This is a genomic window from Collinsella aerofaciens (genome assembly GCF_040926185.1).
GTDB lineage: Bacteria > Actinomycetota > Coriobacteriia > Coriobacteriales > Coriobacteriaceae > Collinsella > Collinsella aerofaciens_BC.
The window spans coordinates 41,228-56,286 of the sequence record NZ_JBCOIQ010000011.1; the positions used below are offsets into that span (position 1 = coordinate 41,228).

A 15,059-nucleotide genomic window follows, 5' to 3' on the forward strand; every position below is an offset into this window, starting at 1 on the left:
GCCGCCCTCGCGGCAGAGCGCGCACCGTCTCTTGAGCGGCGCCAGGGACATGGCCCCGAACGCCTCCATGGCGTCCCGCCTGCCCATGCCGCCGTCGACCACGGCCGAGGCGGCGGCGACCTCCTGCTCGCATGCGTACCCGGTCTGCCTGCCGTCCATGGATGGCAGCACCCCGCTTCCGAACGACCGGTATGCGTAGAGCCATCGTCCCACGGTGTCGCGCGGGACCGACGGCGCCTTCGCCGCCGACTCGAAGCCGTGCCCTCGCTCGAAGAGCCCGATCGCCGCCCTCCTGGCCTCGATGTCGTGTTTCACTCTCAAGTCGGCACGCATAAAAGGCCTCCCATTTCTCGTGTCCAAGAAATGGGAGGCAGTTCAGTAGTGCGCAGCGGGGGTTCTTTCATGTCCGAGGACGTCCGCGAAGGTTAGCCCTCAGATCCTGCAGTGGGAGACCTAGGCCTCGTTGTACACCGTCTTGAGCTTCAGCAGGTGCTGATAGCGGTCCATAGCGGCCTGCTCATTCTCTTTGAAGAGCTCCTCGGCGCGCTCAGGGAAGGAACGCGTCAGCGAAGCGTAACGGGCCTCGTTCATCAGGAACTCCTGATAACCGCCCGCGGGCTCCTTGGAATCGAGCGAGAACTTCTTGCCGGCAGCAGCCTCGGGGTTGAAGCGGAAAAGGTTCCAGTAACCGCACTCGACAGCCTTCTTCATCTCGGCCTGGCAGTTCTGCATGCCGCCCTTCTTGATGGAGTGCATCTCGCAGGGGCTGTAGCCGATAATGAGGGACGGGCCGTCGTAGGCCTCGGCCTCGTGAATGGCCTTGAGGGTCTGAGCCGGGTTGGCGCCCATGGCGACCTGCGCCACGTAGACGTAGCCGTAGCTCATGGCGATCTCGGCCAGGGACTTCTTCTTGGTCACCTTACCGGCAGCGGCGAACTGAGCGACCTGGCCCAGGTTCGAGGCCTTGGAGGCCTGACCGCCGGTGTTGGAGTAGACCTCGGTGTCGAAGACGAAGACGTTGACGTTGTGGCCGGAAGCCAGGACGTGGTCCAGGCCACCGAAGCCGATGTCGTAGGCCCAGCCGTCGCCGCCGAAGATCCAGAAGGACTTCTTGGTGAGATAAGCCTTGTCGGCGAGGATTGCCTTGGAAGCGTCGCAGCCGCACTTCTCGAGCTCGGCAACGTAGGCAGCTGCAGCGGCCTTGGAAGCCTCGGCGTCGTTGACGGAGTCGATCCAAGCCTGGCCGGCAGCCTTGAGCTCATCGGACGGACCATCGGCAGCGATGATGTCCTGGGTAGCGGCGATCAGCTTGTGCTGAACGGCCTCATAGCCAACGGCCATGCCCAGACCATGCTCGGCATTGTCCTCGAACAGGGAGTTGTTCCACGCCGGGCCGTGACCGTCCTTGTCCTTGCAGTAAGGAGCGGTGGCAGCGGGGTTGCCCCAAATGGAGGAGCAGCCGGTGGCGTTGGAGATGAACATGCGGTCGCCGGCAACCTGGGTCACCAGACGTGCATAGGCGGTCTCGGCACAGCCGGCGCAGGAGCCGGAGAACTCCAGGTAGGGCTGCTTAAATTGGCTGCCCTTGACGTTGGCCGCGATGAGCTCCTTCTTCTCGGAGACGTTCTCGACCATGTAGTCCCAAACGGGCTGCTGGTCCATCTCCTGCTCGGTGGGAACCATCTCGAGGGCGCCCTTGGGGCAAACCTTGACGCAGTTGGTGCAACCCATGCAGTCGAGCGGGGACACAGCCATGGTGAACTTCATGCCCTTGGCCTTGGGGCCCATGGCGTCGAGCGTGCGGGTACCCTCGGGCGCGGCGGCAGCCTCGTCCTCGGTCATCGCGAACGGACGGATGGTGGCATGCGGGCACACGTAGGCGCACTGGTTGCACTGGATGCACTTGGTCTCGTCCCAGTGGGGAACGACCACGGCGACGCCGCGCTTCTCGTATGCGGAGGCGCCCAGCTCAAACTGGCCGTCGGCGCAATCGACGAAGGCGGAAACAGGCAGGCTGTCGCCGTCCATACGATCGATGGGCTCGAGCAGGTTCTTGACCTGCTGGGCGATAGCGGACTTGGTCTCCTCGGAGAGCTCGACGGGAGCGGCATCCTCGGCGGTAGCCCAGTCGGCCGGAACCTCGAACTTACGGAAGGCGGTAGCGCCGGCATCGATGGCCTTGTGGTTGGCGTCGACGATAGCCTGGCCCTTCTTCATGTAGGACTTGGTAGCCGCGTCCTTCATGTACTGCAGGGCGTCCTCGGCGGGCAGGACCTTGGCCAGAGCAAAGAAGGCGGACTGGAGCACCGTGTTGGTGCGCTTGCCCATGCCGACCTTAGCGGCCAGGTCGATAGCGTCGATCAGGTAGACGTTGACGTTGTTGTTCGCGATGTAGCGCTTGGCCACGGCGGGCATGTGCTCGGCGAACTCCTCGTCGCTCCACTGGCAGTTGACCAGGAAGGTGCCGCCCGGCTTGACGTCGCGGACCATCTTGAAGCCCTTAACGATGTAGCTGGGGTTATGGCAAGCGACAAAGTCGGCCTTGGTCACGTAGTACGGCGAACGGATCGGGGAATCACCAAAGCGCAGGTGCGAGACGGTGACGCCGCCGGTCTTCTTGGAGTCGTACTGGAAGTAGGCCTGGACGTACTTGTCGGTGTGGTCGCCGATGATCTTGATCGAGTTCTTGTTGGCGCCGACGGTACCGTCGCCACCCAGACCCCAGAACTTGCACTCGATGGTGCCGGGGGCTGCGGTGTTGGGCGCATCCTCGGCCTCGGGCAGGCTCAGGTTGGTCACGTCATCGACGATGCCAATGGTGAACTCGCGCTTGGGCTCGTCCTTCTTAAGCTCCTCGAAGACAGCGAACGCGGACGCGGGAGGCGTGTCCTTGCTGCCCAGGCCATAACGGCCGCCGACGACCTTGATGCCCGTCTTGCCGGCCTCGTAGAGAGCGGAGACGACGTCCTGGTAGAGCGGCTCGCCGATGGAACCCGGCTCCTTGGTGCGGTCCATGACGGCGATCTTCTGGACGGTCTCGGGGAGAACGTCGACGAAGTGCTTGATGGAGAACGGACGGAACAGACGAACCTTGACCAGGCCGACCTTCTCGCCGTGAGCGTTGAGGTAGTCGATGACTTCCTCGAGCACGTCGCAGAAGGAGCCCATGCACACGACGACGCGGTCGGCATCGGGAGCGCCGTAGTAGTTGAACAGGCCGTAATCGGTGCCGAGCTTCTCGTTGATCTTCTTCATGTAGCCCTCGACGACGGCGGGAAGCTCGTCGTAGACCTTGTTGCAGGCCTCGCGGTTCTGGAAGAAGATGTCGCCGTTCTCGTGGCTACCGCGGGTATGCGGGTGCTCAGGGTTGAGCGCGTGGTCGCGGAAAGCCTGGACGGCGTCCATGTCGCACATCTCGGCCAGATCCTTGTAGTCCCACATGGCGACCTTCTGGATCTCGTGGCTGGTGCGGAAGCCGTCGAAGAAGTTAAGGAACGGGGTCTTGCCCTCGATGGCGGCAAGGTGAGCCACCGGCGAGAGGTCCATGACCTCCTGGACGTTGCCCTCGGCGAGCATGGCGAAGCCGGTCTGACGACAGGCCATGACGTCGGAGTGATCGCCAAAAATGTTCAGGGCGTGGGAAGCGACGCAACGCGCGGAGACGTGGAAGACGCCCGGGAGCTGCTCGCCCGCGATCTTGTACATGTTCGGGATCATCAGGAGCAGACCCTGAGAAGCCGTGTAGGTGGTGGTCAGAGCACCGGCGCCCAGCGAACCGTGAACGGTACCGGCTGCACCTGCCTCGGACTCCATCTCGACGACCTTGACCGGGGTGCCGAAGATATTCTTGCGACCCTGGGCCGCCCACTGGTCGACATGGTCGGCCATCGGGCTGGACGGCGTAATGGGATAGATTCCCGCTACCTCGGTGTACGCATACGAAACATATGCGGCCGCCTCGTTGCCGTCCATAGACTTAAACTTACGCGCCATATACCCCTCTCCTCTCATATAGGTATACAGGCCCCGGCGATCGCCGGGATGTTGGCGTGATGGGATTTTCGCTGTTGCTTCCAATCATCTGGCAGGCAGGCTCAGCAGCAGGCACATGGCGTGGAGAGAAGGCATGCCGAGGCAAGGGGCGGCTGTACGCGCTCCACAGGCCCAGCTACCCGTCTTGCACATGACCGAGCGCCGCAAAGGCCGCATGCCGGATGCTCCCGGGCACGCCCCGGCGATGGGAAGCGCCCGCAACGGAAATCCGCATGCGGGTTTATTGTACCCCGCCGTCAAGTGTAATTTCGACAAATATAGGCGGGCGGTAAAGGTTTACCTCGGGTGACCGCCAAAGGCCAGAATGGTCCCTCCATCCCCGGACGACTGGCTCTGACGCGCCAAGGAGTGTCCCCAAGTACCGGCAGGAAAGGAACGTCCCTAACTGCCGGCTAGAGGGCGCCGAGCAGGATGGCGTAGGTGGTGGATTCGCCGAGTTTGAGCTCGTCGCCGGGGTTGAGCTGGGCGGAGCGGCCGGGCTCTACTTGAATACACACGCGCGTGGCCCCGTTTACCACCACGGTGCCGTTAGTGGACGACAGGTCCTCGACAAACCATGCGCCAGACTCGTCGCACCAGATATGGGCATGGCGGGCCGAGACGTCGTCGGTGATGCCGCCCTCCCCCGTTGCCAGCGCGCCGATCTCAACGCCTTCCTCACTCGGCTGAATCCAGCGCGGGACGCTCACCACGTAGCCGTTTTGCACGCACAGCAGTCCCAGCGGATGCGCCGGCGCGACCTCGTGCTCGCCCGCGACCGAAGATGTGCTCAGCGAGCGCGGCGTCGACGTGTCGCCGCCACGGGTCGCATGAGCGCGGCGGCTCGCCCGACTTGGAACTAAGGCGGGCGTGAGAGCAAACGGCATAGGGAACGAATCTTGCGGATGTACTCCTCGACGTCAGGCAGGTAAGCCCCACGAAGTCACCGGGGAGGCCCAAGCGGCCCGGCACCACTTCCAGATTCTGACCAGGGCGAGTCGTTCGCCGGTGGCTGAAGGCTCGCTCCCACCCAAAAGGGGAGATTCGCGTTGTTCCCCAATCGCTCTCGCATCTTTCATTTTGCTCGAGGTGGGCTATAAAAACTTTCCTGGTGAAAGGCGGCGATTGGTTTCCTTTCTTTCTAGAGGAGCGCGCCTGTAATCTGTTTTCATCCTAAATCAAGTTAAGATCGGACCTTCCAGAGGCAAGTCGAATCAAACTGCGAGGCTCCATGTTGGAATAAAGAGCGCTGTCGAAGTGCCAACAACACAAAGCTTGCCAGTCTCAAATAGAACCTTTTGGGAGTCCGATTGGGCCGCACACCGAATCCCCGCTGGTGGTTTTTTATAGCTGCGCAACAATAAACAAGGTTAGTGCCAGTCCAGCATGAAATTGAGGAACGTATGCATTTTTTCTCAGTAAGTGATCGTCGTTACTGCTTCGATGAGGTCACTCGCAATTGCTTTCAGGTTGACCAAGCATCAGAAGATGCGCTTCGCATATTTGAAGCATCGGGAAGAACGGTCAACTCGAAGTTGCTAACAAAGTCACTTGCTGCGAAAGGCTACGACCAAACGACCATAGCAGAACTTGAAGACGACATTGATGAGTATCAACGATTGTCTGAGCGGACTTTCTTAACAAAAGACACGCCTCGAAAACTTAGATCCATCGAACTCCACGTTTCACATGCATGCAACCTTGGTTGTAGTTACTGTTTTGCCGGTAAAGGAGATTATGGAACGTCTCCTCTGCTGATGACAGACGAGATAGCCTTCAAGGCGGTCGACTACCTCGTCGCAAGTTCATCGGAAAACGAAACGCTTGCGATCGTCTTTTTTGGTGGGGAACCCATGATTAACGAGCCGCTGATATGGAAAACGGTCGACTATTCAAAAAGAATATACCCCAATAGAAACTTTACCTATTCTATTACGACCAACGGAACGCTTTTGAATGACACTGCTGTGAATTCTTTCAAGGAGCACGGGTTTTCTGTTCTGATTAGTCTCGATGGTACAGGATGCAAGCACGATGCATCGCGCCCGTACAAGACGGGAGGCGGCTCTTTCTCCGATATCGACAAAAACGTTCGTCGTTTTTCCGAGTCGTTCCCCTTCGGCGCAAGAGCGACCTTAACAAATAATAACTGTAACCTTGTTGAAGACTATCTTCAGTTTAAAGAGATGGGCTTCAGAAGGATTTACTTCTCGCCCGTGAGCTCATTCGATGAGAATATCAAACTCGACGAACACTCATTAAACAAAATCAGGGCGGGCCTAATAGATTTGGCGGATCAATATCTCAAACAGATTGATCAAGGGGAAAAGCCCTTGTTTAGAACATTGAAAACTGCAGTTGATTTGATTATGAGCAACAGGATCGCCTTTGTCGGATGCGGGGCTGGCAGGCGTTTTATTTCCGTGACTCCCGAAGGGGACGTATACCCCTGTCACAGGTTTGTCGGGATGATGCGATTCAAAATGGGCAACATCGTCACCGGAATTGACGAAACTAGGTATATTGAAAACTGGAGTCAGGGTGTCGAAAAAAGAATTGACTGTACGGACTGTTGGGCTCGGTCTTTCTGTGGTGGGGGCTGTAGCTGGGAGGCTGCAGACGAGCACGGCTACTTGCCCAAGAGTCTACACCCTGCATCATGTGAATATAGAAAAATGTGCTACGAGATGGCTTTTGACCTTATTTCCCGCCACTCATCTTCGCAGGAGAAAAATCAACGAGAAGCTACTGTATCGGAATAAGCGGTTCAGCGCATTGCTGTCACCATTGTGGAGGTGTTCGTTCTTCTGATTACCGTCTGCGAAGCTTATTGCTACGTTCGCCGAAACCATTCTAGAAATATGGTGAACTAGACATCTTGGTTTGTTATACACAATATTGAGGTTTTTCTGCACTCAAAGGGAGGTAGTCGTGAAGCATATTCATCCGATTAATCCAGGAAGTGGCGACGAGGCAGGCGTGAAGCCGATGTCTTTTGACTGCCTCTTGGGCATTACTGACATCTGTACTGTTTATGATAAAGCAGATGGCTGTGGTGCATACGATTACTGCGACTATGACATGGATGGCGGCAGCATCTGCGTTGTAGATCACTGTGGCATTGATCAAACGTAGTCTCTAATTGGATTAAGGTGAGGAGCTGTTATGAAGCATATCCATCCTGTTGGTTCAAATGAACATCCTCCCGTTGAGCCTTGTTGTCTTGGAGTTGATATATGCAATTTTTACGACATCGCCGAGTGCCCTGTTGCGGATTGGTGCTATGTCGATAAAGAATCAAGCTGTGTTTTGCCAGCAGATTGGTGCGATCCAGTTGACGAGTAGTTTTGTGGCTAGGAACTATTTGGTCCAATTCAGAATAAGATGGAAACAAATACCAAAATCTCGTGTCTGGGAGGAGTTATGCCATTATTGCAAGGTCTCGTTGGATTAGCCTTTATATTTGCGTTATATCTGGCACCTTTTTTAATTCTATTCTTCATTATCCGACTCTTTCTTCGGAGAAAATAGGAGTGTCACGCAAACATTAGCGTAGCTTTCTTCCAATATGAGCCGAGCATTGGCAAGTGGAATAAGAAGCCCGACCGTTCGCCACATGAAAGTGATCGGACGGGCTTCTCTATTTAACCCGGGCCGCCACCCATAGCGGCTTTCCAAGCGTATTCTCAGTGCAAAGCAATCGTCAGTTTAATCCTATGCGCTGATACCGCATTTCATTTGTTCGGCTCGAATTCTACGGCCTGGCAACCCTCGCACTCTCCGGCAAATGGATTGAACGCGAAGGCAGAGATGATGTGTGCGTGGACATCGAGGCTGCTGTAGGCAACATACTGGGACATGGACCCCCGCTGCGCGTGGTATGCGGCCCGGCATATTCATTGCCGTCCAACCCCGTGTAGTTGCAGCAAAGGGTGGAACCTCAATGCTCAGCTCATGTTGTCCGTGGGACACGAGAATCGTAAGTACACTTTGGTGCGATTCTCACGCTGATACTGAGCCACCTGGAATAAGATACGTCGCGACAACACTTCGCTTCACCTCTGTCTCGACAAGATGACGTAGACTAAAGTTTCCTTTAGTAAGAGAACGAGAACTATATCTGAAAGCGTTGCGATGGCGTGAAGGCACCGAGTCCGAACCGCCTGAATGCTACGTGCATCTGCATCGCCTTTTTGTTATCTCTGCCAGTTGGGTAGCACTACACTTGTCATCATTTACCCTGGTACATGCTGCCTAAATCCACTACCCCTTCTACCGCGCCGACCATCTCGTCATCGTGAGAGACAACGATGATCAGCTGGCTTTGCTTGTTGCGCTTAACATAGGCCGCAAGCTCGGCGCGGCTTACAGCGTCTAACCCAGTCGTGGGCTCGTCGAGTACCAAAACTGACGACTTGCGTGAAATCGCCGACCATAAGTACACTCGGCGCAGCTCACCGCCCGAAAGCGCGGAGCAACGTTTCCCGAGCAACTCCTTCACGCTGTTTTCCAGCGAAAGTAGGCCATCTACACCCCGGTGATAGGAAGAAAAGGGCGTGTCGAAATACTCTAACAGCTCTTTCACCGTTTCGTCCGGCGCGAAGCACGACTGTGGGCAGCACGATATCTCTCTCGCACGTATGTAATCCAAGTCGCATTCTTCGATTGGCACGCCGTTGTATTTTACTTTGCCTTTCGATGAGTATAGCCCGAGCATCAAGTAAAGAAGTGACGTCTTGCCTCTTCCGTTTTCCCCAACTATGCAATATGTACCAGGACCGGAAAACTTGAAAGAAAACCCGCCGAGGACCTCTCGGACAGATCCGTCTGGAAGGGCAACCGAGAATTCCAAATCAGATACCGAAATGTCATTTATTTCATCGAGTTTAGCTAAATCGGTCCGATTCCACCCCGATCTCTCCTTTTCTCTCGTCGCGATAGCCGTCCTATCCCATGATGCTTTGGCATCTTGATAGGATTTGAACAATGACATCATACTTTTCAAAGTCTTAAAGAGAACCGCGAAGTATGTACCGATGATAGTGTACTCGCCTATTGACATAGTTCCGTTAATGATTCGTACTCCGGAAACAACAAGTATCACCGCTTGGAACAACGCTGCGAAAAGACCATCGAGCGATGTCAGAGAATATGACAGCTTTCCGGAGCGCAAAACTTTGGGAAAATAGCTCTTAAACCCAGCGTCGAGCGCTTGTTCGCTCTTGCCGTACGAAGATGTCAGTTGAATGTTGAGAATCTGATTAAGCTGCGATGCAATTGCGGCGTAAAAGGCGCTGTCCGCCTCTTTCTTCTCATACGTGACCCTATACAAAAGTTTCCTCAACCCAGTAATTACACAGAAATACACGATGAGGAGAATGATGGAAAACACCGCGAGAGTTGAATCAATTGACCATATGATAAGCAATACGATGGGAATGGCTACAATGGACAGCGGCGCACTGATAAAATTCGCCAAAACGAAGGATGAGACCACGCTGGAGTCGGAAATAATCCGTTGCGTTGTATAGGCTGGATCGATGGTCCGACTCACCAAGTAATCGTCTCTTTCAAAACGCAAGACGGCCTCCCTGAGAAGATCAAAGGAAAGTCTCGTGGTTATGCGAATGGAAAGTGTTCCTGCAAAATAAGTAAAGAGGGTGGAGAAAACTCCTATTGACGCAACCAGGAGCGCGAAGAGTACGGCGTCTCTTTCGCTGCGGTTACCGAGAAGAAAATCTAAGAATTTCCCGTTCACGTATGGCATGGCATAGGAGAGAGCGGTTCCAATCACCGTGATAGCAATGAAGACGAAAGCCCCTTTTGCTCTGATGAACCTCGAGAGAACGCATCGAATCAAGGAAGGCCCCAATCTACCCGCCACAAAACATCAATCACTGATACCTTACACCTCAACACAACAGGAGCGAAGATTTGCCAATGAGACTGCTTTAAGATTGCCTTGGGCCAATACGATCTCAAGCTCTTCCTACAAGAGAGTCGGAATCGGACATCTCCTCCGACGAACCTGGCAATCGGGCGGTTGAAATATCTTTTTCAACCGCCCGATTGCCACAATAGATTTGAGCATCCGCCCACAAACGTCCGCGTTTTATACCCATCAAATCCTTTGCCTTTTGTCGTCTAGACTAGAAAAATCGCTCGAAATAACGCAACCGGCCTGCTCGCTTGAAGAAACCTAAGCCCGTAACGTAGATGTGCAAACTTCCGAAACGCCTTGCGCGGCATAGTGCGTATAAACTTCGTCAACCGCCTCAGAAATATCTGAGTATCGCGCCGGGTCAAAAGCATACGATGTCGCAGCTATACCCTGCACCCATTCGGAACGCGGATTAATTGAATAGCCACACAGCATCATCATACATGCATCTAGACCTGATTTCCCAAGTATCCGACGTATTGATGAGAGCATCGCGGGTCGCCCCTGCACCATCGTCGTCACCCCTATTAGCAGTATTTACCGTTTTTCTCTAAATGCGTATCGCCACCCTTAAGAATACGAAGTGTTTTATCCAGACCCGATTGTCCTCCATCTCAAACGAAGGGATAAGGAATCTCATCCGGAATCGGCAGCAACGGAGGATTCACAACGACAAGCGAAAAACATGAGTCATCTCTCAGAGGGGAGTAAAGGCTCCCCTCAAGCACCCTAGTTTCGTCATCCAAAGAGTTGATGGCAGTGTTTTTCTTACAAAGGTCGACAACAAAAGGGTTGATTTCTACAGATGTTACATCCATGCCACAGTTGGTAAGTATCAGGCCCTGTATTCTGGGGCCAGAACACAAATCGAGAGCCTTCCGTGCGCTCTGCGGTGTAAGGCGCCAATCTCAGCAAATCTGTCCCACAATACTGCGCTGAAGAACAAGACGGAACCCCTGAGCCAAACTCCCCTATACCTTATTAAGGCTAAGACAGGCAAGTTCACGCACCCGGCATATTCCAGAATAACATCCTATTGTTTTAGATGCTCTACAAGCATGAACAGCCGCGAATCGGAAAGATCTTCTAGTTTCGCCCCGACTGACCGCCAAGGGCCAAAATGGCCCCTCCATCCCCAGGCGACCGGCTCTGGCGCGCCAAGGAGTGTCCCCAGCCGGCAGAAAAGGAACGCCCCTATCTACCGGCTAGAGAGCACCGAAGAGGATGGCGTAGGTAGTGGATTCGCCGAGCTTGAGCTCGTCGCCGGGATTGAGTTGGGCGGAACGGCCGGGCTCGACCTGAATGCAGACGCGCGTGGCCCCGTTTACCACCACGGTTCCGTTGGTGGACGACAAGTCCTCGACGTGCCAGATATTTTGAGCATCGCACCAGATATGGGCATGGCGGGCCGAGACATCATCGCCGACGTCGGTAATATCGCCCTCACCAGTGGCCAGCGCGCCAATCTCAACACCCTGCTCGCTCGGCTGAATCCAGCGCGGGGCGCTCACGACAAAACTGTTTTGCACGCGCAGCAAGCCCAAGGGGTGCGCCGGGGCGGGTTCGCGTTCGCCCGCGGTCAGCGACATGCCAAGCGAACGCGGCGTGGAGGTGCCTCCGCCACAGGTCGCGTGCGCGTAGTCGATGGCATAGTTCACCGAGGACCGCACATCCGCCGAACAACCGACGGCGACAAACAGCACCAGCACGGTCTCGGCGCGCTCGGCGGGCATGAGTTCCGCCGCCTGGGACAGGCGATCGAGCGCGTTGCGATAGAGATTCGTGTCCTGGTGGCACTCTTCGAGCGCGCGTACCATCGGTTCACCTGCAGAACCGCACACCATATTGATCACAGCCGTGGAGTCCATGGGATTGCGCTGGCGCAGGGCCAGTTGCGACATAATACGCGCAGCCGAGGTACCGTATTCGGCAAAGTAGCGCTGCTGAAGCGTGCCGACCGGCGCGCGAACGATAAAGCGGGAAACCCAAGAGCGATCGGCGGCTCGGCTCTGCGGGCTGCGGCCGTCGGCGAGCGGACGGGACGAAAGCACCAAGCCGCACAGCTCGATATGGCTCAGATGCGCCGCGCGCTTAAAGATGTCAAACATGGCCCCGCATGGGGTGAGCTCAACTTGAGATGCCATGACCTAGGCCTCCTTGGTCGTAGAAATAGAATCGGACGATACTTCGACAGGTCCGCCAAAAGTACGGGCAGCTGCGGCTCCACCGGCAAGCGGAGTCGCCATCTGGGCTTTTGTGCGTCGCGGTGCCGAAACGGGAAGTTCAAAGGCAAAGCCCATCGCAAGCAAAAACCACGTAAGCGTATAGGTTGCAACCAGAGCGGCAACAAGGCCGCCCGTCACGGCGCGTTGGGAAAATACGCTACATGCAGCCACAACCAGCACCGGAACCTCGCAGGCAGAAAGCGCAAGCACACCCTGCAGGAACCCCGAGCGCCGATCGCGCGCAAGTGCCCCCGCGGCAACGCCGGCTATGCCTGGCAGCGCCAACGCCAGTGCGGCAATAATACCCGGTAGCGACCCAGACCACACGAGCGATCCCAAAGTCGCCGTCACGCGAGCGCCCGACGCCAGCAGCGCGGCCGAAACCACGACCACAGCCCAAACCACGCTGCAAACGACCGCCGCACCGATCATCGCCGCGCGACGAACCGCGCGGCCAGACGCATCCATGGGGCACGGCGTGAGCGGCTCGCAGCGGAGCGAACGACCGACATTTTGCGCATAGTGGTCACAAAACGCCGAGAGCGCCGCCTCGACCGCTGCCGGCTCGGGACGATCTTTTTGATGGCTGGACAGACAGGCCATCACCACGTCGAACAGCTGGGCATCGACAAACGCCAGCGCATCGCGTAGCTCTTCGGAATCCGGCTCAAGCCCTAGCTGCTGGGCCTGCTCGGCCGCAGCGAGCGCCACATCGGGCTCACGACGAAGCAGCTGAGTCAAATCACAACCGGGCGCATGGGCACCAATGGGATAGTCGGGCCGCGTGTCCATCTTGAGACGGTAGGGGCTCGCGATGTCGCGCGTCTTTTTGCGCGAACCCGAGGCGCCCGAAGTGCTCGGCGCGGCTTCGTATGGCGCGACGCCGGCAATGAGCTCGTAAACCGTGCTTGCCGCGGCATAGACGTCAATCGCCGGCGACATACGTAAAGCGCGCAGGTCGGGAATATCGTCGGTGAGCATCTCGGGCGGGGCATAGGCAACCGTCGCGCGACGCAGCGTGGCATAACGCTCCGTAAACGACGCCTTGCCGCCGGTACCGGCCACGGCCGACGCAGGCTCAAGCGCCAGCGACGAGCCAAAGTCGATCAGGCACAGGTCAAAGGCGCCCTCGGCAAGCTGTCGGTCAAGCGGCAGGCGCGCCGTACGCACCATAATATTAGCGGGCGAGATATCGCGATGGACAAAGCCCTCGCCCACCAGGCTCATACGGCAGAGCAGATCGAACAGGTCGCGACCCAGACGCGCCGCCACAAGCGGCGATAGGCGTCCGGCATCGTCCACGGCGAGTCGCGAGCGCAAGCGGGCGAGCGTCTCGCCCTCGACCCATTCCATGACAATTGCAGGCACACCGTCAACCTCGCCCCAGCCATAGAGGCGGGGAAAGCCCTTAAGGCCCGAAAGGGCGCGATGGCATTCATATTCCTCGCGAAATGCCGCTTTGAACTTGGCGACCAGCGACTCATGGGCGGCATCGTCGTCAAACTCATCGCGCGTCGGCAAGATGAGCTGTTTGAGTGCTACGTCCTCGCCTTGGGCGTTGACAGCACGCGTCACGCGGCCGATACCGCCACGGCGCATGGTGGCATCGTCGGCAAACAGTATCGTAAAACGACGCAGATAGGCAGGCAGTTCGTCCTGACCGAGCGCAATGGCCGGCTCAAACCCGTCGACACGCGCCAGGCGCAGGCCGACCATGGGATCGCGACCGAGCGATTGTGGTGTGGTGGATGCAAGATCGGTCATCATAGGGCAAGCGCCGCCACGTTATTGTTGAAGTTACCGAGCGCGACGTCATCATCGCCGTAATGGCCGACCCATTGACATAGGTTGGTATAACAGCCCCACAGATTGGCATACTGCTGATACCACTTTGACCGGGGCGAGAATGTCTGACGACCGAACTCGGCTCGAATGACGAACATCTCCCCGACCAGGCTGTCGCACGGCCTGGGATCTCCCGTAGAGTTATAGGTCGAGACCACGTCATTGGCACGAGAAACATAGCCGTCGAGCATGTTGTACTTGGTCACAAGCCAACTGTGAATGCTCTCTTCCTCAGCAGCGGAAAGGCCACCGGAGTTTGCATCGCTGTCAGTGTTGCCGCCCGTCAAGCCGCCGTTTCCAGACCCTCCGGTAGAGGAACCCGACCCAGAGCCGCCGCCCGAACTCGACGAATCCGAGCCGGAGCCAGAAGTATCCGAGCTACCGGGCTTTCCGGACTGCTGGGCGTCCTGTTCCTTTTGCTGCTCGACCTTATTCACCGTTGCCGCCACGCTATTGTTGGACAACCGATCGATGATCTTGGTGTTGGTGAGCACGATGGTTTTGCCGTTGGCAAGCGTGACTTCGTTGTCCGGGGCCTCGGCACCGTCCGCATCGTCGGTGCCAAACACAATATGCGCGACCACGCTTGCCCAAGCATATCCAGTCGTGGTGCCCAGATCACTTTTGACCTCATGCCCCACGCGCGGTTCGCGTGCGGCATGCGCCTGCATCATGGACGGCACGGTCATGCCATAGGCCGAAACGCCAGCTATGACCAGCACCAGCGAGCACGATAGCAGTGCGTACGCCCGCGGCGCCAAGCCCAGTCGGCGTCGCATGCGCACCGCGGCGCCGCGCTTTGTCTGAGTGCCACCGGGCCGCATGTGTTCTCCTCCAACAAAAACACGCCGCTCAGAAGCGGCGCATTCATTCAAATCCATATTTGAGTGTATCAGCGAACCCAAAAGGTTGCGCAACGAATGGGCAAATTAAGGATGCTGTTAGCGCCGGGCGATTTTAGCCGCTAATAGTCAAACTATTTTGACCAATCCCGGTCACCGAATAATGGCCACCGT

Annotated in this window: 9 protein-coding genes and 1 pseudogene; 3 read left to right on the top strand and 7 right to left on the bottom strand. The window is 56.8% G+C overall.

Annotated features, from left to right (window positions below):
• Positions 1–453 precede the first annotated feature (453 nt).
• Positions 454–3,993, bottom strand: coding sequence for a pyruvate:ferredoxin (flavodoxin) oxidoreductase (gene nifJ / locus AB5750_RS06175; protein WP_368145864.1), 3,540 nt, complete (start codon positions 3,991–3,993; stop codon positions 454–456).
• Positions 3,994–4,445: 452 nt separating this feature from the next.
• Positions 4,446–4,919: an FHA domain-containing protein gene (locus AB5750_RS06180; protein WP_368145863.1), complete on the bottom strand. Its 474-nt coding sequence runs from the start codon at positions 4,917–4,919 to the stop codon at positions 4,446–4,448.
• Positions 4,920–5,435: 516 nt separating this feature from the next.
• Between AB5750_RS06180 and AB5750_RS06185 the strand changes: the two genes are divergently transcribed.
• From AB5750_RS06185 to AB5750_RS06195, 3 genes are all read left to right on the top strand, one after another.
• The gene (locus AB5750_RS06185) at positions 5,436–6,794 is read left to right on the top strand and encodes a radical SAM/SPASM domain-containing protein (RefSeq protein ID WP_082421808.1); all 1,359 of its coding nucleotides are present in this window, start codon (positions 5,436–5,438) and stop codon (positions 6,792–6,794) included.
• A 169-nt stretch (positions 6,795–6,963) separates the two neighbouring features.
• On the top strand, positions 6,964–7,167 hold the full coding sequence (locus AB5750_RS06190) for a hypothetical protein (protein ID WP_124785779.1): 204 nt from the start codon (positions 6,964–6,966) through the stop codon (positions 7,165–7,167).
• Positions 7,168–7,197: 30 nt separating this feature from the next.
• Positions 7,198–7,377, top strand: a complete 180-nt coding sequence (locus AB5750_RS06195; protein ID WP_147324165.1) for a hypothetical protein — start codon at positions 7,198–7,200, stop codon at positions 7,375–7,377.
• A gap of 886 nt (positions 7,378–8,263) precedes the next feature.
• Here AB5750_RS06195 and AB5750_RS06200 read toward each other — a convergent pair.
• From AB5750_RS06200 to AB5750_RS06220, 5 genes and pseudogenes are all read right to left on the bottom strand, one after another.
• Positions 8,264–9,892, bottom strand: coding sequence for an ATP-binding cassette domain-containing protein (locus tag AB5750_RS06200; RefSeq protein WP_117564924.1), 1,629 nt, complete (start codon positions 9,890–9,892; stop codon positions 8,264–8,266).
• 695 nt (positions 9,893–10,587) lie between these two features.
• A pseudogene (locus AB5750_RS06205) lies at positions 10,588–10,857 on the bottom strand (methyltransferase); the annotation flags it as partial.
• Between the two features lie 321 nt (positions 10,858–11,178).
• Positions 11,179–12,117 carry an FHA domain-containing protein gene (locus tag AB5750_RS06210; RefSeq protein WP_368145862.1) on the bottom strand — a complete coding sequence of 313 codons (939 nt, stop codon included), beginning with the start codon at positions 12,115–12,117 and terminating at the stop codon, positions 11,179–11,181.
• 3 nt (positions 12,118–12,120) lie between these two features.
• Complete coding sequence (locus AB5750_RS06215) at positions 12,121–13,965, bottom strand: serine/threonine protein kinase (RefSeq protein WP_368145861.1); 1,845 nt, start codon at positions 13,963–13,965, stop codon at positions 12,121–12,123.
• Complete coding sequence (locus AB5750_RS06220) at positions 13,962–14,867, bottom strand: hypothetical protein (RefSeq protein ID WP_368145860.1); 906 nt, start codon at positions 14,865–14,867, stop codon at positions 13,962–13,964. The genes AB5750_RS06215 and AB5750_RS06220 overlap by 4 nt, the downstream gene beginning before the upstream one ends.
• Positions 14,868–15,059 lie beyond the last annotated feature (192 nt).